Origin of the sequence: Modestobacter sp. VKM Ac-2985, assembly GCF_026967925.1 — a bacterium.
In the GTDB taxonomy this organism is placed as follows: domain Bacteria; phylum Actinomycetota; class Actinomycetes; order Mycobacteriales; family Geodermatophilaceae; genus Modestobacter.
In genome coordinates this window covers 981,807-1,004,764 of the sequence record NZ_JAPVBI010000003.1, presented here as the reverse complement: position 1 = coordinate 1,004,764, position 22,958 = coordinate 981,807, and the positions used below count along the sequence as shown (strand labels likewise).

Here is a 22,958-nt window from a genome sequence, read left to right as displayed (position 1 = left end):
CTCCCGGATCAGGTCCATGGCCGCCGTCGCGGCTCTGGGCCTGCTGATCAGCGCCTGCAGCGTCAGCGACCCGGAAGCGCCCGCAGCCGACGGAGAGGGCGGTGACGCCACCTTCTCCATCGCCGTGGGCATCGACCCGGACACGTTCGACCCGGCCGGGCAGACCACCACGACCGTCTCCAACATCGTCGACTACGTGGTCGAGACGCTCGTGACGTTCAACGACGAGAACGAGATCGAGGGCGTGCTCGCGGAGTCCTACGAGGTCTCCGAGGACGGTCTGTCGATCACGTTCCAGCTGCGGGAGGGCGTGACGTTCCAGGACGGGACGCCGTTCGACGCCGAGGCGGTCGTCTACAACTTCGAGCGGATCACCGACCCGGAGCTGACCGTGCCGCAGGGCGCCGCCTTCGCGGCCTTCGAGTCGGCCACCGCGGTCGACGAGAGCACCGTCGAGGTGACCCTCAGCCAGCCCTCGCCCGGCTTCGTGAGCGCGCTGTCGGCGACGGTGGCGGGGATGATCTCCCCGACCTCGGTCGACGCGGAGGGCAACAGCTACCAGGAGTACACCCGGCCGGTCGGTACCGGGCCGTACGTGTTCGACGAGTACACCGCCGGGGAGAGCGTCACCGTCACCAAGTACGACGACTACTGGGGCGAGGAGCCTTACTACGAGACGGTCGTCTTCCGCGTCGTCCCCGAGGCGGCGACCCGGGAGAGCCTGCTGCTCGCCGGCCAGGTCGACATGATCATCCTGCCGCCGGTCTCGGACATCGAGGCGCTGCAGGCCAACGACGACGTCGAGGTGCTGCTCGCCGAGAGCGACCGCACGATCTTCATCGCGCTGGACAACACCGACCCGGTGATGCAGGACCCGCGGGTGCGCCAGGCGCTGAACTACGCGGTCGACAAGCAGGCGATCATCGACAACGTCCTCTTCGGCGCGGCCGAGGTCCTCGATGCGCCGATGGCCCCCAGCCTGTTCGGCTACTGCGAGACCGGCTCCTACGACTACGACCCGGAGCGGGCCCAGCAGCTGCTGGAGGAGGCCGGGGCAGTGGGGGCGAGCATCGAGCTGCTCACCCCCAGCGGCCGGTACGTGCAGGACGCCCAGGCCGCCGAGGCGATCGCCGGCTACCTGCGCGAGGCCGGGCTGGACGTCAGCGTCTCCACCAGTGACTTCCCGTCGTTCCTCGCCCGGGTGAACGCACCGGTCACGGAGAACACGCCGGAGGCGCACCTGCTCGGCTGGGCCCCGGCCTACCTGGACGCCGACTTCCAGATGCAGATGTTCCGCCAGGCGACCCATCCGCCGGCCGGTCTGGGGACGTCGTTCTACACCAACCCCCAGGTCGAGGAGCTGCTCGCCCAGGCGGACGTGGAGATCGACCCGGACACCCGTGAGCAGCTGTACTGCGACGCCTCGCAGATCATCTGGGACGACGCCCCGTGGATCTTCCTCTGGACCCAGTCCTTCCCGATCGTCTACGACGCGGACATCACCGGTGTCAGCGCCACCCCGGTCGAGAAGTTCGACGCCACGTACGCCCGGCCGGCGAACTGACCACCATCGGACGGCCGCCCCTGCCTGCGGGCAGGGGCGGCCACCGCCCGGCGGTGCACGCGAGCCGCCGGGCCGGGTACGGGAGAGGACGGGGATGACGGGCACCGCCGCGCACATCGTGCGCACCTTGTTGCTGTCGCTGATCACCCTCTTCGGGGTGTCGGTCCTGATCTTCCTCATGCTGCGCGTGCTGCCCGGTGACCCCGCGCGGGTGCTGGCCGGGCTGAACGCCAGCGAGGACCAGGTCGCCCGGCTCCGGGCCGAGCTGGGGCTCGACGACTCCCTGCTGTTGCAGTACTGGTCCTTCATCACCGGTGTGCTGACCGGTGACCTCGGGACGTCGGCGCGCACCTCGGCGCCGGTGGCGACCGAGATCGGCGTCCGGCTGCCGGCGACGTTGATCCTGGCCATCGTGGCCACGATCATCGGCACCATCGCCGGGGTCACCGCCGGGGTGGTCGCCGCGGTCCGCCGCAACTCGATGGTCGACCACGTGATCTCCAGCGTGGCGATGATGGGCGTGTCCATGCCGGTCTACTGGCTGGGCCTGCTGCTGATCCTGCTGTTCGCCGTCACCCTGGGCTGGCTGCCGGCCGCGGGCAGCGGGGAACCGCTGAGCATCGTGCTGCCGGCGGTGACGCTGGCGGCCTTCTCCACGGCGCTGATCTCCCGGATGACCCGGGCCAGCATGCTCGAGGTGCTCGGCCAGGACTACGTGCGCACCGCCGAGGCCAAGGGCGCACCGCCGATCACGGTGATCCTCCGGCATGGGCTGCGCAACGCGTTCATCCCGATCCTGACGGTGATCAGCCTGCAGTTCGGCGCCCTGCTCGGGGGCGCGGTGCTGACCGAGACGGTGTTCGGCTGGCCGGGCATCGGGCGGTTGCTGGTCGACTCGATCGGCGCCCGCGACTTCGCCGTCGTCCAGGGGATCGTGCTGGTCTACGCGGCGGCGTTCATCCTGCTCAACGTGATCGTCGACGTGCTCTACGTCGTCGTCGACCCGCGGATCCGGTACTGATGATGGAGAGGGTCCGATGAGGGCAGAGTCATGAGGGCATGGAGCCGGTTCCGGCACCACACCCCGGCGATGATCGGGCTGGGGATCATCGTCACGTTCGTCGTGCTGGCGATCTTCGCGCCGCTGATCTCGCCGTACGACCCGAACGGGCAGAACCTGTCGGTCGCCATCCAGGGCCCCTCGGCCGAGCACTGGCTGGGCACCGACCAGCTCGGCCGGGACATCGCCACCCGGCTGATGTACGGCGCCCGGATCTCGCTGCTCATCGGCGTCCTGGCCGTCTCGATCGGCCTGGTCATCGGCGTGCCGCTGGGCATGATCGCCGGCTACTACGGCGGCTGGGCGGACCTGGCGATCTCCCGGTTCGCCGACATGATGTTCGCCTTCACCTCCATCCTGCTCGCGCTCACGCTGGTCGCCGTCCTGGGCGTCAGCCTGCAGAACGTGATCATCGCGGTCGGGATCAGCGTGATCCCGGTGATCATCCGGCTGGTGCGCTCCTCGGTGCTCAGCCTGCGCGAGGAGCCCTACGTGGAGGCCGCGCGGGCGCTGGGCGCCAGCAACCTGCGGATCATCACCCGGCACGTGTTCCGCAACTCGCTGACCCCGGTGCTCGTGCACGGGACGCTCAGCATCGGGGTGAGCATCCTGCTCGCCGCCGGCCTGGGCTTCCTCGGCCTGGGCGTGCAGTCACCCACCGCCGAGTGGGGCACGATGCTGGGGGAGGGGCGCCAGTTCATCTTCAGCGCCCCGCACCTGACGACGTTCCCCGGGATCGCGATCTTCCTGGCCATCCTCGCGTTCAACCTGCTCGGTGACGGCCTGCGCGACGCCCTGGACCCGCGGATGCGGACCGTCAACGGGCCGGCCGGATGATCGCGGGCATGCAGACGACCGACCCGGCACTGGTGACCCTGGACGACATCCGGGCGGCGGCGGCGCGGCTCACCGACCGGGTGCACCGCACCCCGGTGCTCCGCTCCACCAGCCTCGGCGAGCTGTGGGGGGTGCGGCTGGACCTCAAGGCCGAGCTCTTCCAGCGGACCGGCAGCTTCAAGGCCCGCGGCGCGCTGAACAAGGTGCTGTCCCTGCCGCCCGAGCAGCGCGCCCGCGGGGTGATCACGCTGTCTGCCGGCAACGCCGGGGCCGCCGTCGCCTACGCGGCCGCCAGCGTCGGCGTGCCCGGCACGGTGGTCATGCCGACCACCGCGGTGCCGGCGAAGATCGCCGCCTGCCGGGCGTACGGGGCCGACGTCGTCCTCACCGACGGAGACCTGCTGGACGTCTACACCGCCACGGTCGCCGAGACCGGCCGCGTGCCGGTGCACCCGTTCGACGACCCTGCGGTCGTCGCCGGCACCGGCACCGTCGGGCTGGAGATCGCCGAGGAGGTCCCGGATGCCGAGGTGGTGCTGGTCCCGGTCGGCGGGGGCGGGCTGATCTCCGGGGTCGCCGCAGCGCTGGCCCGGCTGGCGCCGGGGGTCCGGGTGATCGGGGTCGAGCCGGAGACCGCCGACGTGATGACCCGCAGCCTGGCTGCCGGCGGACCGGTGCGGCACCCTGCCGCCCGGAGCATCGCCGACGGCCTGGCCGCACCGATGAGCGGGCAGGTCACCGTCGACCACGTGCAGGCCTTCGTCGAGCAGGTCGTCACGGTGAGCGACGAGGACATCCTGCGGGTCCTGCCGCTGGCGGTCTCCCGCACCAAGCTGCTGATGGAGCCCTCGGCCGCCGCCCCGCTGGCTGCGCTGATGACCGGGGTGCTGGACCTCCCCGCAGGCACCCGGGTCGTGGCCATCGCCAGCGGCGGCAACGTCGACCTCGGCCTGTTCGGTCGACTGACCAGCTGAGCCCTGTTCGGGCGCACGACCCCTGACCGGAAGGCATCGCATGACCCCCGCCAGCTTCCTGCTCCGCAACGTCACCGTCGTCGACGGCACCGGCTCCGCTCCCGTCCCCGGGCAGGCGCTGGTGGTCGAGGGCCGCCGGATCGCCTGGATCGGCCCGGTCGCCGACGCGCCGAGCACCGCCCCGGAGAACGTGGTGGACGGCGGTGGCCGCACCGTGCTGCCCGGGCTGATCAACTGCCACGTGCACCTGACCGCCGACGGCGCACCGGACCTGATGGCCCAGACCGCCGGCGACACGGTCCCGCTGGCCACCCTCCGCGCGGCCGCCGGGGCGGTGGAGACGCTGATGTCCGGCGTGACCACGGTGCGCGACTGCGGGGCCGCCGACGACGTGGTGGTCGAGCTGGCCAAGGCGATCGACCGCGGCCTGGTGCCGGGGCCGCGGGTGCAGGCGGCCGGCCGGGTGATCACCATGACCGGCGGGCACGGGCACTTCATCGGCCGGGAGGCCGACGGCCCCGACGAGGTCCGCAAGGCCACCCGCGCGGAGATCAAGGCCGGCGCAGCGGTCATCAAGGTCATGGCCACCGGCGGCGTCCTGACCGCCGGCGTCTCCCCGACCCAGACCGCGCTGCTGCCCGAGGAGCTGGCGGTGGTGGCCCAGGAGGCGCACAACTCCGGCCGGCGGGTCACCACCCACGCCATCGGCCGGTCCGGCATCCACAACGCGCTGATCTCCGGCATCGACTCCATCGAGCACGGCTTCTACCTCGACGACGAGCTGCTGGACATCGCCGTCGCCCAGGGCACGTTCCTGGTGCCGACGATCCTCGCCGTCGACGGGATCACCCGGAACGGCACGGCCGCCGGGATCCCCGGCTGGGTCGTGGAGAAGGCCGAGAAGGAGGCGGCCAAGCAGCGGGAGAGCTTCTCCGCCGCCGTCGCCTCCGGGATGAGGATCGCCGCAGGCACCGACGCCGGCACCCCGTTCAACCCGCACGGTGACCTGGCCCGGGAGCTGGCGCTGATGGTGCACTACGGGCTGACCCCGATGCAGACGATCATCGCCGCCACCCGCGGGGCCGCGGAGAACCTCGGGCTGGCGCACGAGCTCGGCACCCTGGAGGTCGGCAAGCTGGCCGACCTGATCGTGGTCGACGGTGACCCGGTCGCCGACATCACCGCGACCGGCCGGGTTGTCCTGGTGGTCAAGGACGGCGTCGTCCACCGCGACGAGCTCCCCGACACCGGCCCCGCCGTCCCCACCGCCTGAGGACCCCCGGGGCAGAAATGGCCATTTCTGCCCCGGGGTGGGTCACCAGGCGAGGCGGTGGAGGGCGGTCGCGAGGACGGAGGCGCCGCGGGCGCAGTCGGCGGGGGAGGTGTACTCCGCCGGGGTGTGCGAGCGGCCCTCGACGCTGGGCACGAAGACCATCGCGGTCGGCACCCGGGAGGCCATCAGCTGGCTGTCGTGACCGGCGCCGCTGGGCATCCGCCGCCAGCTGGCCGCGCACTCCTCGGCCGAGCCGCGGAGCACCTCCAGCAGGTCGGCGTCCATCGTCGCCGGCTCCTCGTCCTTGTCCCGGACGACGTCCACCTCCACCCCGTGCCGCTCGGCCACGGCCGTGCAGATCCGGTGCACCGTGTCCAGCAGCCGGTCGCGGACCCCGAGGTCGGGGTGCCGGAGGTCGACGGAGAACCGGGCCAGGCCCGGCACGATGCTCGGCTGGCCGGGCTCGACGGTCCAGCGTCCGGTGGTGACCACGGCCGGCCGGCCCTCCTGCTCGACCGCGGTGGTGATCTCCCGTGCCATCTGCGCCGCCGCCTGCAGGGCGTCGCGGCGCAGGTCCATCGGCGTGGCGCCGGCGTGGTCCTGCCGGCCGTGCACGGTGACCGTCTCCCAGGCGATGCCCGGGATGACCTCCACCAGCCCCACGTCGACGCCCTCGTCGGCCAGCACCCGGCCCTGCTCGATGTGCAGTTCCAGGAAGGCGCGGAGGTCGTGCCGTTCCGCGCTCGCGATCGCCGCCGGGTCCAGGCCGGCCTGCCGCATGGCGTCGGCGAGCAGCACCCCGTCCCGGTCGCGGAGCCGGTCGGGCTCGTCCGGGCTGATCAGGCCGAGCATCCCGCGGGTGCCGAAGAAGTTGGCCGGGAAGCGGCTGCTCTCCTCCTCGCACAGCGCGACGACCTCCACGCTCGTGGTCGGGGTGCCGTGCTGGGCGCGCAGCGCGGCCAGCGCCGCCAGCCCGCCGACGACGCCGAGCGCGCCGTCGTACTTGCCGCCGGAGGGCACGGTGTCGACGTGCGAACCGGTGAGGACGACCCCGTCGCCGGAGCCCGGCAACCGCCCGAAGACGTTGCCCACCGCGTCGACCCGGCCCTCGAGGCCGGCCTCGTCGATCCAGCGGAGCAGGGTGTCTCGCGCCCGCTGCCACGCCTCGTCGTACACGAACCGGTACATGCCGTCGGGGGTCTCGCCGAGGGCGCCCAGTTCGGTGACGTAGGTGTTCAGCAGCTGCTCGTCGACGTGCACGGCGGTCACGGGGCACCGACCCCGAGGACGAGCTGGACCTCGACCGGGGTGTCCAGCGGCAGCACCGGGGTGGCGACGGCGGTGCGGGCGTGCCGGCCGCGCTCGCCGAGCACCTCGATCAGGACGTCGCTGGCGCCGTTGGCCACCAGGTGCTGCTCGGTGAAGTCGGACGTGCTGGCGACGAAGACGGTGAGCTGCACGACCGAGACGTCGGCCAGCGACCCGAGGGATGCGTCGGCGACGGCGAGCCCGTTGAGCGCCGCCAGGCGGGCCAGCTCCGCGGCCGCCGGCACGTCGACGGTGTCGCCGACCTTGCCGGTGCGCGGCAGCCGCCCGTCGACGAAGGGCAGCTGGCCGGCGATGAAGAGCAGGTCGCCGTGCCGGCGGGCGGAGACGTAGTTGGCCCCCGGTGGGGGTGGGGTGGGCAGGGAGATCGTGGGGGTGTCGGTCATGTCGTCCTCTCAGCGGTGTCGAGCAGCCGACCGCCGAGGACGACGGTGCGGACGTCGGCCAGGGCGGCCACGTCGTCCAGCGGGTCCCCGCCGGTGACGAGGACGTGCCCGGGAGCACCGACCGACAGGTGCCCGAGGTCGGGCCGCAGCAGGCAGGACGCCGCAGTGGCGGTGACCGCCCGCAGCGCCTGCGCCGTGGTCAGCCCGATGTCGGCCACCAGCAGCGCCGCCTCCTCGGCGACCCCACCGTGCGGGTTGAACGGGGTGCCGGCGTCCGTGGCCCCGGCGATCGGGATGCCGGCCCGCGCCGCGCGCCGCAGCGAGGAGACGGCGACGTCCTGGATCTCCTCGGCCCGGGCCACCACGGCCGGGTCGACGAGGTGCCGGTTGCGCAGCATCCGGGCCACCGCGACCTGGGTGGTCACCAGCACCGCGCCCGTCGCGGCCATCAGCGCGACCGTCTCGTCGTCGAGCAGGTAGCCGTGCTCGACGGTGGTCGCCCCCGCGCGCAGCGCCCGCTGGGTGCCCTCGTGGCCGATGGCGTGCGCGGCGACCCACCGGCCCTGCGCCCGGGCGACGGCGGCGGCCGCGGCGAGCTCCTCCTCGGCGAAGGGGGCGTTGCCGAGGGCGGATCCCGGGGTGAGCACCCCACCGGTGGCGACCAGCTTGATGCCCCCGGCGCCGGTGGTCAGCTCCGCCCGGGCGGCGGCGGCCAGCTCCGCGGGCCCCTGGACCTCGACGCCGAGGTAGGGGATGTGGCCGCCGGGGGCGGTCAGTGCCCGGCCGGCCGCGGTGACCTCCGGGCCGGGGACCCGGCCGGCGGCGATCTGCTGCCCGAGGGCGATGGCGATCCCGTCCGGGGCGCCCAGGTCGCGCACCGCGACGGTGCCGGCGGCCAGGGTGCGCCGGGCGTTGGCCGCGGCTCGCGCTGCCAGCTGCTCGCCGTTCGACCGCAGCACCGAACCCGCGAAGTCGGCGGCGCCGTCGGCGACCAGGTGCACGTGGGCGTCGATCATCCCCGGGATCACCGCGCCGTCGCCGGCGTCGACCTCGGTCACCTCCCCGGTCAGGTGCGGGGCCCGGGACGCGGGGCCGACGTAGGTGATGACGCCGTCCTCGACGACCACCGCACCGCGCGGGACCGGGTCGGCGAGGACGGGCAGGACGAGGCCGCGCAGCAGCACCGGCACGTCAGACCCCCGTCTCGGGCAGCACCGACCAGGACGCCGGGTCCAGGTTCGCCCCGCACACCACGACGCCCACCCGGTCCCCGGCGGCAGCGACGTGCGCGCCGGACAGCAGGGCGGCCAGCGCGGTCGCGCCGCCGGGTTCGGCGAGCACCCGCAGCTCCTCCCACAGCAGCCGCTGGGCCTCCCGGATCGCCTCGTCCGGCACCAGCACGGCCTCGTCGACGTACCGGTCGGCGACCTCGGCGGCGATCGCACCCAGCCGGCGGGCGCCGAGGGCGTCGGCGGCCAGCCCGCCGACCTCCACGTCCACCGGGTGCCCGGCCGCCCGTGCGGCGTGCAGCGTCGGCGCGCGCTCCGGCTCGACCCCGACCACGCGCAGGCTGTCGGTGTACCAGCTGGCGCAGCCGGCGATCAGGCCGCCGCCGCCGACGGCGATGAGCACCGTGTCCAGGTCGGGTGCCTGCTCGCTGAGCTCGTGGGCGACCGTGCCCTGCCCGGCGACCACCTCGGGCTGGTCGTAGGCGTGCACCCGCAGCGCCCCGGTGCGGGACTCCTCCTCGACGCTGGCCCGGTACGCCTCGGCGTAGTCGTTGCCGACCGCCACCACGTCGGCGCCGTACCGCCGGATCCTCGCCAGCTTCGCCTCCGGTGCGGCGGCGGGCACATAGACCCTGGCCCGGTGCCCGAGCCGCTGGGCGGCGTACGCGACGGCGGCGCCGTGGTTGCCGCCGGAGGCGGCGATCACCCCGGTGGCCGGGACGTCGGCGGCCAGCAGCGTGTTGAACGCCCCGCGCGCCTTGAACGACCCGGAGTGCTGGAGCTGCTCGAGCTTGACGAGGACGTCGTGCGGCAGCCCCAGGCCGGAGCCGGCCAGGACGACGACCGGCGTCCGCCGGACGAACGGCGCGATCCGGGCGGCCGCCTGCCGGACGTCGGACCGGGTGATCGTCATGCAGCGTCCTCCTCCGGCCGTCCGGGGAGCGGCGGCTCCCGCACGCTATCCCCCCGCGACGGGCTGCCACGACCGGGCGGGCACGACCCGGCGGGGACGGCAGCGGGGCCGGACACCAGCTGGTGTCCGGCCCCGTGGTGGAGCGGCGGGAGGTCAGGCCGCCACGTCGGTGCTCCGGTTGCCGCTGGCGCCCTGCCCGCGGTCCCCGCCCTTGCCCTCGCCCTTGCTCTTCCCCTTGCCCTTGGCCTTGCCCGGGTGGTTGTCGGTCAGGTCCAGCGGGGTGGGGTCCTGGGCCAGCGACAGCGTGGCGAAGGCGATCGCCTGGCTGTTGATGCCCAGTGCGGTCAGGTCGACGTTGCTGAGGTCGTCGGCGGGGGAGTGGTAGTTCGGGTCGTGCGGGATCCCGGCGGTGCCGCCGAAGAGCGCGACCTCCTCGGGGGTCTTGATGTCGTCGGCGCCGGTGAACAGCCCGGTGGCCGGGATGCCGTACTCGATGAAGCCCTGGTAGTCCGACCGGCCGGAGAACTCGGTGTCGACCCAGGGCTGCTGGGTGCGGTCGAAGTAGCCCGTGAAGACCTGCTCCAGCGAGGTCGACCCCTCCGGCACCGCGACCGGTGCGGTGTACGTCGACTCGTCGGCGTCGTACACCCCGATGATGTGGTTCGGCGACCCGATCATGTCGAAGTTGAGGTATCCGGCGATCTGCCCGCGCTCGGCCTCGGTCAGCGACTCGACGTACTCCCAGGATCCGACGAGCCCGGACTCCTCCGCACCCCACCAGGCGAACCGCACCGCGTTCTGCGTCGGCTTCACCTCGGCGAGCTCGAGCGCGGTCTGCAGGATGCCGGCCGAGCCGGTGGCGTTGTCGTTGATGCCGGGGCCGTCGGGGACCGAGTCCAGGTGGGCGCCGAGCATGATCACGTTGTCGGTGTCGCCGTAGGGGGTCTGGGCGATGACGTTGGAGGTGGCGGTCTCGGTGACCTCGACCTGTACGTCGAGGGTGGCCTGCTGCCCCACCTGGCCGAGCAGCGCCTGCCCGGCCGCCTGGGTGATCCCCCCGGCCGGGGCGCCGGGGACGGCCTCGCCCAGGGTGCCGTTCAGCGGCTCGTCGGCGATGTTGTTGTAGACCAGGACGCCCACCGCGCCGGCCGCGGTGGCCAGCTGCTGCTTGACCGTGAAGGAGCAGGCGCCGCGGGAGACCAGGACGACGGTGCCGGCCACCGTCCCCGGGTAGTCGGCGGCCTCACAGCCCGGCGTCGCGTCGTCGGCGGCCAGCGCCGAGAGCGCCCCGGTGACCGTGCCCGACGGCGAGTACTCCATCGCGATGACGTCGACCGCGGCGCCGGCCACGGTCAGCGCCTGGGCCGTCGTGGACGAGGCCACGAAGTCGAAGTACTGCCGCTCCACCTGGTAGCCGGCCTCCTCCAACAGCTGCTGCACGTAGTCGGCCGAGGCGTCGTACCCGGGCGTGCCACTGGCCCGGTTGCCGCCGTGGGTGTCGGCGATCTCCTGGAAGGCGGCGAGGTGCGCGGCGACCTCCTCGGTGGAGACCCGCTGGGCGAAGCCGTGGGGGTGCGGGTTGCCCCCGGCGCTGGCCGGTGCGGCCAGGAGCACCGAGCCGGCGAAGGTGGCGGCGGCGGTGCCCAGGGTGAGGGCGGATCGGCGGGTGCGGCGCGACATGGACGTCCTTCCGGGAAGCGGCCGCAGGTCCGTCGGGCGGCCGGTGACGGCAACCTAGGCACGGTCCCGCGTCCGCGTCGAGAGCCCGCCGGCGGTCCCGAGCCGGTCCGGTTCCGCATGTAGGTGCGGTGCTGACGGCGAACGTGCAGGTGACGACGGCGGGTCCGAACCGATCGGCGTATTCGGCGCAGACGAACACACGGCGTGGCGACACACCGCAGCACTGGGTGTCGACCCGCCTGACTGCCCGTCCGCTGTGAACCCGGTCCCAGCTCCCTGGGAGCGGCCCGTATCGACCGGAGGGTGTGGCACTGTTCGGCGCTGACCTGGCCGGCGCCGTTGCCGGCCCACCACGGACGGCCCCACGGCGTCCCACCCCGGAACAGACGAGGCACGCACCAGATGAGCACCGACAGCACCACCCCGGCCACCCCCACGCAGGAGGTCCCGACCCAGCCCGGCGCCACCCCCGTCGAGCCCGCGGACGACGGGACCGTCCAGCCGGAGCAGGAGCCGGGCTTCGTCAGCCGGCACACCACCTCGCTGATCACCGTGCTGGTCGCGGTCATCGTCGCAGCCCTCGCGATCGGCGGCCTGTCCTGGTACCACCAGCAGGCCGACGACGCGAACGCCGACACCGAGGCGGCCTTCGTCGCGGTCGTCGGCGGCCAGGGCGCCACCGTCGAGACCGTGGAGTGCGAGGGCGACACCTGTGCGGCCGTCATCGGTGGCCAGGCCTACACCGTCCTGGTCCAGGAGGACGAGGACGGCGAGCAGCACTTCGGCGTCGCCGCCTACACCGGCGACTGAGGCGGGCCGGCACCCGGTCCCGCCCCCGGGCTGAGGCCCGTGGGACGAGGGGGACGCACCGCCTGGTGCGTCGGCGGTGCGGAGCCCGATCCGGGCTCCGCACCCACCTACGGTGGCCCGACCGCCCGCATCCCCCCGACGCTGGAGCACCCGCCGTGGCCCCTCGCCGTTCCTCCGCCGACGCCGGCCGGGCGACCCGGCGCCGCGCCCACCGCTCTCTCGCGGCAGCACTGCTGGTGGGGGTGGCCCTGGCCGGCGCTGCCGCCTGTGGCGGCTCGACCGGGACGACGGCCGTCGCGGAGAGCAGCACGGCGACGCCGCCGCCTCCTCCGCCGCCACCTCCGCCGGTGCTCTGGCCCCTCACCGGGCTGGAGAGCGGCCCGGTCGATCCCCGCCCCGCGCTCGCCGTGAAGGTCGAGAACTCCGTCTCGGCTCGGCCGCAGACCGGCCTGGGCGCCGCCGACCTGGTGTGGGAGCAGGTCGTGGAGGGCGGCATCACCCGCTACGTCGCGGTCTACCACTCGAACCTCCCGGCCCGGATCGGGCCGATCCGGTCCGTGCGTCCGATGGACGCGGCGATCGCCGCCCCGCTGCACGGGCTGTTCGCCTTCTCCGGTGGCCTGCCCGGCTACGTCGACGCGGTGGCCGACGCCGGGATGCAGGTGCTCAGCAACGACGCTGGCGCCGGCGGCTTCTCCCGCACCACCGATCGCCCGGCCCCGCACAACGTGCACGCCGATCCGCTGCTCTTCCTCGCCCAGGCAGACCCCGCCCATCGGGCGGCGCCGCCTCCCCAGTTCGACCTGGCCGCCACGGCCGACCAGGCCACCGCGGTGACCGCCGGTACGCCGGCGACGAACCTGGCGCTGACCCTCACCGGGGTCAGCCACCCGCAGTGGACCTGGAGCCCGCCCGACGCCCGGTGGCTGCGCTCCGAGGGGGGCACCCCCGCCGTCGAGGCCGACGGTGCCCGGCTCGGCGCCACCAACGTGGTCGTGCTCCGGGTCGCCGTCCGACCGACCGCGGCCCGCGACCCGGCCGGCAACGCGGTGCCCGAGACCGTGCTGGTCGCCGACGGCGAGGCCCTGGTCGCCACGGGTGGGAAGACGGTGGCCGCCACCTGGGTCAAGACCGGCGTCGGTGAGCGCGTGGTGCTGCGCGGGGCCGACGGCAACCCGGTCCGGCTGGCTCCGGGGAACACCTGGGTGGAACTGGTGCCCGACTCCGGCGGCGCGGTCGCCGTCAGCTGAACGCCGAACGCCCCGCACCCGGGGACGGGGGCGGGGCGGTCAGCTGTCGCTGCGGGGCGTCAGCTGTCGCTGCGGGACAGCACCGGGCGGGACTTGGCCCACTGCAGGAAGCGGGCTGCCTGCTGCAGGTCGGGGAGGTCGTTGCCGACCAGCGAGCGCAGCAGGTCGTTGCTCCAGACGGCCAGCCGGCCACTCGTCCACGCCGTCTTCTCCACGGGCGGGAGGTCGAGCTCGAACACCGTCTTGGCCAGCTCCTTCTTGCCACCGTTGGCGGCGGTGTACCGCACCACGGGCAGGAAGCGCTCGGGCTCCACGACGCAGAGGACCTTCGTCAGCAGCGCCTCCTTGAAGGACGGGAAGCCCAGGCCCTTCTTGCTGCCGTCGATCAGCTGGGTCATCCGGTCCTCGAGCCGCAGGCTCTCCGGCCCGTACAGCAGGTGCTCGATCGTCGCGCGCACCTGGGTGGCCGCCTTGTCCGGGCCGGCGGTCTTCCACGCCCGGTTGAAGCCGGACACGTTGCCCGGGTCGGCCACGGTCGTGGAGTTGGCGAAGTGCAGCAGCTGCTCCGGCGTCGCCGACGGCAGGTTCTCGCGGGTGAACAGCGCGGCGTACCGCTCGCGGTAGGGCTCGACGTCCGGGTCCGGCTCGGGCCGGTCCATGGCGAACTCCGACTGCAGCAGCATCACCCGCTCCCGCACGTCGGGACGGACGTCGGCCGGGGTCGGGAAGGCCGCCTGCAAGGAGTCGAAGGACTGGACGGCGGGCCGGGCCGGGTCGCGGCGGGTCTCCCCGCGCAACCACTCGGCGCCGCAGTCGTCGCAGTGGATCAGCAGCCGGCCGTCCGGCTGCGGCTTGCCCGAGATCTCCTCGGAATTGCAGGTGGGGCAGGTGATCAGTGCCAAGGGAGCCCCGTTCGTCGGCGGCGAGTCAGCGAGCGCGTCGTCGTCAGTCAGGGTCAAGGGTCCCACGCCGGGCCGGGAGCACGTCACCTCCGGCCCCATTTCCTGGGCCGGGGGCCCCGGAGGACGCGCCGGAGGGACAGGGCAGCGCGGCGGTGTGTCCTGGTAGGCGGGAGGATCGACCCCGATGTCAAGCACCCGGGGCGGGGACCAGCTCCCCCTTCCCCTTCCGTTCACCCGCCGGCAGCAGGCGGAGCAGATCGCCCGGCGCACCGGATCGGGCGCCTCCCACGTCCTCGAGGTGCTGCTGCGCTGGGCGCTCCGGCTGGTCCTGCCGCTGGTCTGCGCCGCCGCGGCGCTGCGTGCGTTCCCGTACCAGGCCACGGTGCAGGGCGTGCCGTTCGAGGTGCGGGGCACGCTGCTCAGCCGGCCGGGGCTCAGCGCCGACACCACGCTGGGCAGCTGGGAGTTCCCCGAGGTCAGCGGCGTGCCGTTCGGCGTGCACATCAGCCCGGTCGACGTCGACGTCCTGCAGTTGACCCGGCTGGCCGGTGGGGACCTGCCCGGCTTCGTGGAGCGGATGCAGGCCGACTTCGCGGCCCAGGTGCCGAGGATCGCCGCCTGGCTCATCGCCGAGCTCATGCTCGGCCTGCTCGCCGGTCTGCTGATCGCCGCGGCGATCAACATGTCGGTCCGCTACCTGCGGGGCCGGCCGCGCCGCCCGGACGAGCTGCGGCATCGCGCGCTGCAGGCGGCGGGCGCCGCCGCCGTCACGGTGGCCGTCGCCGGGTACGGGGTGCTCAGCTACAACCCGAACTGGGTCCGCGACTCCCAGTTGACCGGCACGCTCGCCGCGGCGCAGCTGTTCCCCAGCGAGCTGACCGCCTACTACAGCCAGTCGAACAAGGCGCTGGACGTGCTGGGCTCGGTGGTCGGCATCCAGGCGGCTCTGCAGGCGCAGATCGACGACGCCCAGACGCCGGCGACGGCGCTGCAGATCATGACCATCTCCGACATGCACCTGTCGGCCACCTACCCGCTCGTGGCGCGGTACGCGGAGAACTACGACGTCGACCTGATCATCAACGCCGGTGACGAGAGCGCGTTCGGCACCCGCCAGGAGCTGACGCCGGCCTACCTCGAGGGGATCACCGCCCTCACCTCCGTCGCCCCGATGCTCTGGGTGGCCGGCAACCACGACTCCCCGGCCACGGTGGAGGTCATGCGCACCATCCCGGGCGTCACGGTGCTGGGTGACAAGGTCGCCACCGAGGGTGGCTACGACGTCACCGCCGGCATCGTGGACGCCTACGGGCTCACCGTCGCCGGCCTGTCGGACCCCCGGGTCTACGGAGGCCCGGGCCGGTACGGCGCCGACGCACCCGACGTGGTGGAGGGCCTGCAGCGCGAGGCCGTCCGGGAGGCGCTCGGCGTGCCGGCGGACGAGGAGATCCCGGCCGACGAGGAGATCGCGGTGGCCGAGGAGGACGTCCCCACCGACGGGGCGGCGGCAGCGGAGGCGGGCTCCCCCGTCGGCGACGGGGCTGCCGTGCCGGACGGCGCCCTCGCCGCGGCGGGGGACGCCCCGGCGGACCTGGAGGCCATCGACGTCTTCGCGGTGCACGAACCGGTCGCCGCCGAGGAGCTGCGCGAGGTCCTCCCCGGGCGGATCCGGCAGACGGTCTCCGGCCACGTGCACCGCCAGAACGACAGCTCCGAGATCCAGGGCGAGGACGGCGGGATCGACCTGGTGGAGGGGACCACCGGGGCCGGCGGGCTGGACAACATAGCCCGCGGCGAAGGCCGCCCGCCGATCCAGTTCAGCATCGTGTCGGTGGCCGCCGACTGCCAGTTCACCCGGGTCATCCGCTTCTCGATCGAGTCCGATCAGCCCGTGCTCGTCGCCCCGCCCGCGGCGGACTCACCGCAGGAGTTCGGCGACGACGTCACCGCCTCGACGGTGTACTTCCGCCCGCAGGACATCGATCCCGACCGCCTGTGCGGCACGGAGCTCGGCATCAGCGACCAGCGCCCCTGGCCGCTGTCGGAGTGAGCCCTCCGCTGAGGGACACCCGTCCCGGCGGTCCCCCGGAAGGGTGGGATCCGGCGCCCTGAGCCGCCCCGGCCACCGTCCGGGCTCCCCGGGACCGCGTCCGGCACTGATCATGATCGGTGCCGTACCGGTCCCGGTGTGGCCGGGACGGGAGGTGGTCGGTCGGTGTCCGCAGGCACCCTGCAGCGTGTCCACGTGCCCGGCGGGCCCGTGCCCGCCCGGCGGTCCTGGCCCCGGCGGGTGGCGCGCCGCCTCGGTGCGCTCGCCACCGTGCTGGTGGTCCTCGGCGTGGCCGTGGTCGGCGTCGGCTGGGTGCGCACGCCGGCGGTCGACGACGCCGCGGCCCGGGTCGCCGCGCACCTGGCCGAGAACGGTGCGCCCGCGCTGCAGGTGGAACCTGCGCCGGCCTTCGTGCAGGCCCTGCTCGCCACCGAGGACGCCGGCTTCGCCCACCACCCCGGGGTCAGCCCGACCGGTGCCGTCCGGGCGTTCTGGGGGCTGCTGTCGGGCACCGACCAGGGTGGGTCGACGCTGGTGCAGCAACTGGCCAAGAACGTCTACCTGGACGGGGAGAACGGCCCGGTGCAGAAGGCCGAGGCCGTCCTCCTCGCCCTCAAGCTGGACGCCGCGTACAGCAAGGACGACCTGCTGCGGATGTACCTCGACAACGGGTACTACGGGCACGGCTTCGTCGGGCTGCCCGCGGCCACCGCGGGCTACTTCGGGGTCCCGCCCGACCAGCTGAGCTGGGCACAGGCGACGCTGCTCGCCGGCCTGTTCCAGGCGCCCACCGCCTACGACCCGCTGGTGCACCCCGACCTCGCCGCGCAGCGGCAGGCCCACGTGCTGGACCGGCTGGTCGACGCGGGCGTGCTCACCCGCGTGCGGGCCGACACGATCGCCACCGAGGACTGGGGCCTGGTCAGTAGTTGAGGCCCCGTCTGGAGGCTCGTCCCGAGCTTGCGAGGGATGAGGGAGACGGGGTCCTTCATCAGTCGCCCTTGACGTTGACGATCTGCCGCAGCGTGTGCCGGACCTCCACCAGGTCGGCCGCGTCGGCCATCACCTGGTCGATCGGCTTGTAGGCGTCCGGGTGCTCGTCCAGGAACGCGTCGGAGTGCCCCCAGGCGATCCCGGTCATCCGCTGCTCCAGGTCCGCCCGGCTGAACAGCCGGCGCGCGGCGGTGCGCGAGTGGTTGCGCCCCGCGCCGTGCGGAGCCGACATCAGCGCGGCCGGGTTGCCCAGCCCGGAGACGACGTAGGACGCCGTCCCCATCGAGCCCGGGATCAGCCCGGCCTGCCCCTTCCGGGCGCTGATCGCGCCCTTGCGGGACAGCCACACGTCGCGCCCGTCGTGCCGTTCGCGCTCGGTGTAGTTGTGGTGGCAGTCCACGGTCTCCAGCCGCTGGACGTCGTCGCGGAGGAACCTGCCCAGCTGCTCGACGACCCGGTCCATCATCTCTTCCCGGTTGAGAACGGCGAACCGCTGCGCCCAGCGCAGCGCCTCGAGGTAGGCGTCGAACTCCGTCGTCCCCTCCTCCAGGTAAGCCAGGTCGCGGTCGGCCAGCTCGATGCCGAGCGCGCGGCACCGCTCCTGGGCCCGGCGGATGTGCACCGAGGCGAGCTTGTTGCCGACCCCGCGGGAGCCGGAGTGCAGGAACAGCCAGACCCGGTCCTGCTCGTCCAGCGACACCTCGATGAAGTGGTTGCCCGAGCCGAGCGACCCCAGCTGCAGCGGCCAGGTGCCGGCGGCGCCGTCGGCCTGGGCCACGCCGGGCAGCGCCCGCAACTCCTCGACCCGGGGCTCGGCCGTGGGCAGGACCCTCCTGTTGTACCGACCGGCCGACAGTGGCACTGCACGCGAGATCTGCCCGTGCAGCACGGACAGGTCCCGGCCGGCCAGGTCGGCGGCGTCGAACTGGGTGCGCACGGCCCGCATCCCGCAGCCGATGTCCACCCCGACCGCCGCCGGGATGATGGCGCCCTCGGTCGGTATGACCGAGCCCACGGTCGCGCCCTTGCCCAGGTGGGCGTCGGGCATCAGGGCCAGGTGCGGCCGGACGAACGGCATCGCCGCGGTCCGCTCGGCCTGCTCGCGGGTGCTCGGCTCGAGGATGGACGCCCAACTGAGCAGGCGTCCGCTGATGGTCTCCATGGTCCCTTCCTGTCCGGTCGTCCCTGAGGCCGAAGTCGCGACTCTGGCCCCCCGAAGGGCCGGCCGCACCCGGATTACCCCGTCCGGGACATGGCACGCTGCCGGGCGTGCCCGCCAGGAGGAGTGCCGGTGTGTTGCTCTACCGGGTCGCCGGGGACGGCGACGTCGAGGTGCTGCTCGGGCACATGGGTGGCCCGTTCTGGGCGCGCAAGGACGCCGGTGGGTGGTCGATCCCCAAGGGCGAGCACGGGCCGGGCGAGGAGCCGCTGGACGTGGCCCGCCGGGAGTTCGCCGAGGAGCTCGGCTCGCCGGTGCCGGCGCAGACGTTCCTCGACCTGGGGGAGCTGCGGGTGACCAGCGGCAAGCTGCTCACCGTCTTCGCCGGGGAGGGCGACCTGGACGCCACGGCCTGCACCAGCAACACCTTCGACCTGGAGTGGCCGCCCCGGTCGGGCCGGGTCCAGCAGTTCCCGGAGATCGACCGGGCGGACTGGTTCTCCGTCGAGGAGGCCCGGGTGGCGCTGGTGCGTGGCCAGGTGCCGTTCCTGGACCGACTGCTGGCCCGCGTCGCGGCGTGAGCGGCCGGGCGCTACCGGGCGGGGGTCGGGTGGTCAGCGGTCCGGTCGGTCCACGCCCGGCCCTCGGGTGACCCGGAGACCTGGCCCTCGGGTGACCCGGAGGCGATGGCCGCCGGCCGGTCGGACGGGGGGTCGGCGTCCTCCCCGAACGTGAGCGCCGCGTGCCGGGTGACCGCGTAGAGGGCCAGGACGGTACCGAGGTTCTCCAGCAGCTCCTCGACCGTCGTGATCCAGACGTAGGGCGTGCTGAACGGGCTGCTGTTGCCGTCGATCACCCAGCCACCGAGCAGCTCCAGTCCGAGTGCCCCGCTCACGAACACCACGCCGGAGAGCGCCAGCAGCAGCCCGGTGCGGTGCTCCAGTCGCCAGAGGAAGGGCAGGAACAGCACCGCCAGGACGACGACGATCGGTGCGGCCAGCACGACCCAGGTGAACGTGAGGGCCCCGCGCGCGTCGACCACCTGACCCATCAGCGGGGTGGCCAGCTCGTGCAGGACCGCGACCTCGTCCAACGACACGTAGAAGAACAGCAGGCTGAGCAGCAGCCACGGCCAGCGTCCGGACGCGCCCTGGCGCCGGAGGGTGAGCCAGATGCCGGCACTGACGAGGGCGACCATCAGGAGCAGCAGGCCGGAGAACCAGACCGCCAGGTTGGCCTCGGCGTCCGTGGAGAACTGCTCGGTCAACGTGGTGAAGCCGGGGAACGGTTCCTCGGTGGGGCGCCCGCCGGTCCGCGTGCCGGAGCCCGGCAGGGACAGCCCCACGAGCCGCAGCGTCGCGGAGGTGGCGTTGACCAGCAGGGTCGCGAGGGCGGTGATCAGCAGCAGACGACCGGGCCGGACGACAGGCAGCAACGCCGAACAACTCCTCGGGTGATGGACGGTGCCGGATGCCGCCGCCCGTCGCGCGAGCTGACCATCCTAGGCCGACGAGCGCGGACCGCCGGCCCCGGCGCATCCGGGCCGGCGGCCCACCTCGATCGGCCGCCCCATCGATCAGGAGTGGCCGGCGTGCGGGACGTCGACCGTGGTGGTCAGCAGGACCGCCTCGCGCGCCGGCGCGCGGTTGTGCTCGTAGAAGTCCGGCGCACTGCACAGCAGCAGGGTCCGGCCGTCGTCCCCGCCGAGGGCGCAGGCGAACACCCCCAGCCCCTCGGGCGCCCGCACCTCGTCGACCACCTCGCCGCCGGGGGAGAGCCGGGCCGCCCGGCCGCCGACCGCGTCGGCGATCCAGAGGTGGCCCTCGGCGTCCAGGGCGCAGCCATCGGGGGCGACCACCAGCTGGCCGAGCACCTCCTCGGTGGTGGCCCCGGTGACCTCCGGGCCGAGCTGGGCGAACACCCGCCGGTCGGTGAGCGAGCCGTCGGGGGAGAGGTCGAAGGCGGTGACCCGGTTCCCCAGGGTCTCGTCGACCAGCAGCGTGCCGCCGTCCGGCGTGATGGCCATGCCGTTGGGGAACTGCAGCCCCTCGGCGACCACGGTCACCGTGCCGTCCGGGTCGACCCGCTTCAGCGACGCGGTGCGGGCCGCGCCGCCGCCCATCAGGTCGAAGCCGAAGTCGCCGACGAAGACCCGCCCGGCCCCGTCCACCACCAGGTCGTTGAGGTGGCCGCCGCAGTGCTCGGTGAGGTCGGCCAGCTCGGTGGTCCGCCCGTCGGCGACCCGGAGCAGCCGGTGGTCCTTCATCGAGACGGCGACCAGGGTGCCGTCGGGCAGCCAGCCCAGCCCCGACGGCTGCCCGGCCACCTCGGCCACCACCTGCTCGACGCCGTCGGTGCTGATCCGGCTGATCGTCCGCCGGTAGAAGTCGGACACCCACCAGGTGCCGTCGTACCAGCGCGGGCCCTCGAAGAAGGCGCCGCCGGTGAACAGGGTGGTGAGTGACCTCGTCGTCATGTCCGGACCCTAGCCAGGGCAGCGCCCCGCGGACAGCTCCCGGTTTCCTGTCCCGGCCGCCCGGGCACCGGCAGGACGACACCGCAGTGGACGACGGAGGGACACCCCATGCAGGTCGGCTACAAACTCGCCACCGAGGCCTTCAGCCCGATGCAGATCGTCGAGCAGACGGTGGCCGCCGAGGAGGCCGGCTTCGACTTCGTCGAGCTCAGCGACCACTACCACCCGTGGCTGGAGGAGCAGGGCCACAGCGGGTTCACCTGGTCGATGCTCGGCAGCATGGCGGCGAAGACCGAGCGGATCGGCCTGGCCACCGGGGTGACCTGCCCGATCATCCGGTACCACCCGGCGGTCATCGCCCAGGCCGCGGCGACGGTGCAGATCCTGTCGGGCAACCGGTTCACCCTGGGCATCGGGGCCGGTGAGCGGCTCAACGAGCACGTCGTCGGCGGCGGCTGGCCGGCGGTCCGGATCCGGCACCACATGCTGCGCGAGGCCCTGGAGATCATCAACCTGCTGTGGCAGGGCGGCTACCAGTCCTACGAGGGGGACTACCTCACCCTGGAGGACGCCCGGGTCTTCGACCTGCCCGACCAGCTGCCGGTGATCGCCGTCGCCAGCGGTGGCCCGGGGGCCTCCAAGCTCGCGGCCCAGTACGGCAGTGGGCTGTTCACAACCGAGCCCAAGCCCGAGCTGGTCCAGGCCTACGTCGAGCACGGTGGCAGCGGGCCGAAGTACTGCGAGGTGCCGATGGCCTGGGCGCCGGACGAGGACGCCGCGGCGCAGGAGGCGCTGAAGACCAGCCGCTGGGCGCTGTCCGGCTGGAAGGTGATGAGCGAGCTGCCCAACCCGGTCAACTTCGACGCCGCCAGCAGCACGGTGACCGCCGAGGACATCAAGGGGCAGTTCTCCTGCGGCCCGGACCTCGACCGGCACGTGCAGCAGGCGCAGCCCTACGTCGACGCGGGCTTCGACCACATCGTCTTCCAGAACGCCGGTCCGGACCCCGACGGGTTCCTCGAGGTCTGCAAGAGCGAGCTCATCGAGCGGGTGCGTTCGCTGACCCCGTCGTCCTGATCGCTGTGCGGGGTGAGCCGTGAGCCGGGAGGAGCGGTGGGAACGCCGGCTGGCGCTCCCGGTCCTGGTCGCGGCGCTGGCCTCGGTGCCGGCGATGTTCCTGACCTTCGCCGGCGGGCCACTGGGCACCGCCGGCCGCTGGGTGGACATCGCCAGCGGCGCCGTCCTCGTCGGCGAGGCGGTCGTGCTGCTGGTGGTGGCCGAGGACAAGCGCGCCTGGATCCGCGGACACCTGGGGCTGCTGGCGCTGAGCTTCGCCGTGCTGGTGGCGATCGTGCTCGCCGTCGGACCGGTCCAGCTGCTCCGGCTGGTCCGGGCGGTCGGCGCGCTCCGGGTGCTCCGGGCCGGCCGGATCGTGCGGGCGGCCCGGGAGCTCGCCGACCGCCTGGGGTGGACCGGCCGCGCCTCGGGCTTCTTCGCGGCCGGCGCCGGCGTGCTGGCCGCCGTCTTCGTGGGGGTGGTGCTGGCGGACCCGACCTCGCGCTCCCGCTCGCTGCTCACCTGGGCGCTCGGGCCGGTCAGCCCACCGGTCGTCGTGGTCCTCTCGGTGATCGCCGGCGCCCTGCTGGGCGGGGCGACCTACCTGCTCGCCCGGGACAGCGGTCTGGGGGACGCCCTGGACGACGAGGACGAATCCGAGGAGGACGACCAGGACGCCGAGGAGGAACGGCCGACGCCCAGCTGAACGAGACCGCCCCGCGCCGGTTGAGCGCCGGCTGGGTGGGCATCGTCCAGTGACCAGCAGGAGCACCGAGACAAGGAGATGACCATGGGCATGCTCAGCAAGCTCACCAAGGGCGCGGCGGCGAAGAAGGCCATGTCGGCCGCACAGAAGCCGGAGAACCAGCGCAAGATCAAGAGCGCGATCTCCTCCATGCGCGGCAAGAAGAGCGGCGGCACCACCCGGCGCGGCTGACCCCGGCGCCTCCCCGTCGGGACCCGGTCAGGACCTGTGGGTCCGAACCGACACCAACCGACGTTGCGGCTGATCGAGCTCGA

At 73.6% G+C, this 22,958-nt stretch carries 22 protein-coding genes; 13 read left to right on the top strand and 9 right to left on the bottom strand.

All coding sequences use genetic code 11. The features are described 5' to 3' along the window. Window positions 1–16 precede the first annotated feature (16 nt). From O2V61_RS20740 to O2V61_RS20720, 5 genes are all read left to right on the top strand, one after another. On the top strand, window positions 17–1,564 hold the full coding sequence (locus O2V61_RS20740) for an ABC transporter substrate-binding protein (RefSeq protein ID WP_269185161.1): 1,548 nt from the start codon (window positions 17–19) through the stop codon (window positions 1,562–1,564). Window positions 1,565–1,658: 94 nt separating this feature from the next. Next, window positions 1,659–2,585, top strand: coding sequence for an ABC transporter permease (locus O2V61_RS20735; RefSeq protein WP_269185160.1), 927 nt, complete (start codon window positions 1,659–1,661; stop codon window positions 2,583–2,585). A gap of 30 nt (window positions 2,586–2,615) precedes the next feature. Continuing rightward, window positions 2,616–3,461, top strand: a complete 846-nt coding sequence (locus O2V61_RS20730; RefSeq protein WP_269185159.1) for an ABC transporter permease — start codon at window positions 2,616–2,618, stop codon at window positions 3,459–3,461. Between the two features lie 8 nt (window positions 3,462–3,469). Further along, complete coding sequence (locus O2V61_RS20725; RefSeq protein ID WP_269185158.1) at window positions 3,470–4,435, top strand: threonine/serine dehydratase; 966 nt, start codon at window positions 3,470–3,472, stop codon at window positions 4,433–4,435. Between the two features lie 40 nt (window positions 4,436–4,475). Then, entirely contained in the window at window positions 4,476–5,708 is a 1,233-nt protein-coding gene (locus tag O2V61_RS20720) for a metal-dependent hydrolase family protein (protein ID WP_269185157.1), read from the top strand. Window positions 5,709–5,750: 42 nt separating this feature from the next. On the opposite strand, the gene O2V61_RS20715 is transcribed toward O2V61_RS20720, so the two are convergent. The 5 genes from O2V61_RS20715 to O2V61_RS20695 all read right to left on the bottom strand — a co-directional run bounded on the left by O2V61_RS20715 (window position 5,751) and on the right by O2V61_RS20695 (window position 11,242). Continuing rightward, window positions 5,751–6,977 carry a M20 family metallo-hydrolase gene (locus O2V61_RS20715; protein ID WP_269185156.1) on the bottom strand — a complete coding sequence of 409 codons (1,227 nt, stop codon included), beginning with the start codon at window positions 6,975–6,977 and terminating at the stop codon, window positions 5,751–5,753. Next, window positions 6,974–7,420, bottom strand: a complete 447-nt coding sequence (locus O2V61_RS20710) for a RidA family protein (protein WP_269185155.1) — start codon at window positions 7,418–7,420, stop codon at window positions 6,974–6,976. Before O2V61_RS20710 ends, O2V61_RS20715 begins: the two co-directional genes overlap by 4 nt. Further along, window positions 7,417–8,610 carry an amidohydrolase family protein gene (locus O2V61_RS20705; protein ID WP_269185154.1) on the bottom strand — a complete coding sequence of 398 codons (1,194 nt, stop codon included), beginning with the start codon at window positions 8,608–8,610 and terminating at the stop codon, window positions 7,417–7,419. Before O2V61_RS20705 ends, O2V61_RS20710 begins: the two co-directional genes overlap by 4 nt. A gap of 1 nt (window position 8,611) precedes the next feature. Next, window positions 8,612–9,562 (bottom strand): threonine/serine dehydratase, encoded by a 951-nt coding sequence (locus O2V61_RS20700; RefSeq protein WP_269185153.1) that lies wholly within the window; start codon window positions 9,560–9,562, stop codon window positions 8,612–8,614. A gap of 153 nt (window positions 9,563–9,715) precedes the next feature. Continuing rightward, window positions 9,716–11,242 carry a M20/M25/M40 family metallo-hydrolase gene (locus tag O2V61_RS20695; RefSeq protein ID WP_269185152.1) on the bottom strand — a complete coding sequence of 509 codons (1,527 nt, stop codon included), beginning with the start codon at window positions 11,240–11,242 and terminating at the stop codon, window positions 9,716–9,718. A gap of 402 nt (window positions 11,243–11,644) precedes the next feature. On the opposite strand from O2V61_RS20695, the gene O2V61_RS20690 reads away from it, so the two are divergent. After that, window positions 11,645–12,052 (top strand): type IV pilus modification PilV family protein, encoded by a 408-nt coding sequence (locus tag O2V61_RS20690; protein WP_269185151.1) that lies wholly within the window; start codon window positions 11,645–11,647, stop codon window positions 12,050–12,052. A gap of 155 nt (window positions 12,053–12,207) precedes the next feature. Continuing rightward, window positions 12,208–13,302: a DUF3048 domain-containing protein gene (locus O2V61_RS20685; RefSeq protein ID WP_269185150.1), complete on the top strand. Its 1,095-nt coding sequence runs from the start codon at window positions 12,208–12,210 to the stop codon at window positions 13,300–13,302. A 59-nt stretch (window positions 13,303–13,361) separates the two neighbouring features. Here the strand turns inward: O2V61_RS20685 and O2V61_RS20680 are convergent, their stop codons facing one another. Continuing rightward, window positions 13,362–14,261 carry a hypothetical protein gene (locus tag O2V61_RS20680; RefSeq protein ID WP_269185149.1) on the bottom strand — a complete coding sequence of 300 codons (900 nt, stop codon included), beginning with the start codon at window positions 14,259–14,261 and terminating at the stop codon, window positions 13,362–13,364. A gap of 127 nt (window positions 14,262–14,388) precedes the next feature. Between O2V61_RS20680 and O2V61_RS20675 the strand changes: the two genes are divergently transcribed. Together O2V61_RS20675 and O2V61_RS20670 are read left to right on the top strand one after the other, a co-directional pair. Further along, window positions 14,389–16,254, top strand: coding sequence for a metallophosphoesterase (locus O2V61_RS20675; protein ID WP_269185148.1), 1,866 nt, complete (start codon window positions 14,389–14,391; stop codon window positions 16,252–16,254). Between the two features lie 165 nt (window positions 16,255–16,419). Next, complete coding sequence (locus tag O2V61_RS20670) at window positions 16,420–17,187, top strand: biosynthetic peptidoglycan transglycosylase (RefSeq protein WP_269185147.1); 768 nt, start codon at window positions 16,420–16,422, stop codon at window positions 17,185–17,187. 58 nt (window positions 17,188–17,245) lie between these two features. Here O2V61_RS20670 and O2V61_RS20665 read toward each other — a convergent pair whose 3' ends face one another. After that, window positions 17,246–18,409: an RtcB family protein gene (locus O2V61_RS20665; RefSeq protein ID WP_269185146.1), complete on the bottom strand. Its 1,164-nt coding sequence runs from the start codon at window positions 18,407–18,409 to the stop codon at window positions 17,246–17,248. Between the two features lie 107 nt (window positions 18,410–18,516). On the opposite strand from O2V61_RS20665, the gene O2V61_RS20660 reads away from it, so the two are divergent. Continuing rightward, complete coding sequence (locus tag O2V61_RS20660; RefSeq protein ID WP_269185145.1) at window positions 18,517–18,987, top strand: NUDIX domain-containing protein; 471 nt, start codon at window positions 18,517–18,519, stop codon at window positions 18,985–18,987. An 11-nt stretch (window positions 18,988–18,998) separates the two neighbouring features. On the opposite strand, the gene O2V61_RS20655 is transcribed toward O2V61_RS20660, so the two are convergent. After that, entirely contained in the window at window positions 18,999–19,841 is an 843-nt protein-coding gene (locus O2V61_RS20655; RefSeq protein WP_269185144.1) for a hypothetical protein, read from the bottom strand. 141 nt (window positions 19,842–19,982) lie between these two features. Next, on the bottom strand, window positions 19,983–20,882 hold the full coding sequence (locus O2V61_RS20650) for an SMP-30/gluconolactonase/LRE family protein (RefSeq protein WP_269185143.1): 900 nt from the start codon (window positions 20,880–20,882) through the stop codon (window positions 19,983–19,985). A 108-nt stretch (window positions 20,883–20,990) separates the two neighbouring features. On the opposite strand from O2V61_RS20650, the gene O2V61_RS20645 reads away from it, so the two are divergent. The 3 genes from O2V61_RS20645 to O2V61_RS20635 all read left to right on the top strand — a co-directional run bounded on the left by O2V61_RS20645 (window position 20,991) and on the right by O2V61_RS20635 (window position 22,875). Beyond that, complete coding sequence (locus tag O2V61_RS20645; RefSeq protein WP_269185142.1) at window positions 20,991–21,959, top strand: TIGR03557 family F420-dependent LLM class oxidoreductase; 969 nt, start codon at window positions 20,991–20,993, stop codon at window positions 21,957–21,959. A gap of 19 nt (window positions 21,960–21,978) precedes the next feature. After that, the gene (locus tag O2V61_RS20640) at window positions 21,979–22,644 is read left to right on the top strand and encodes a hypothetical protein (protein ID WP_269185141.1); all 666 of its coding nucleotides are present in this window, start codon (window positions 21,979–21,981) and stop codon (window positions 22,642–22,644) included. 84 nt (window positions 22,645–22,728) lie between these two features. Continuing rightward, window positions 22,729–22,875, top strand: coding sequence for a hypothetical protein (locus O2V61_RS20635; protein WP_269185140.1), 147 nt, complete (start codon window positions 22,729–22,731; stop codon window positions 22,873–22,875). Window positions 22,876–22,958 lie beyond the last annotated feature (83 nt).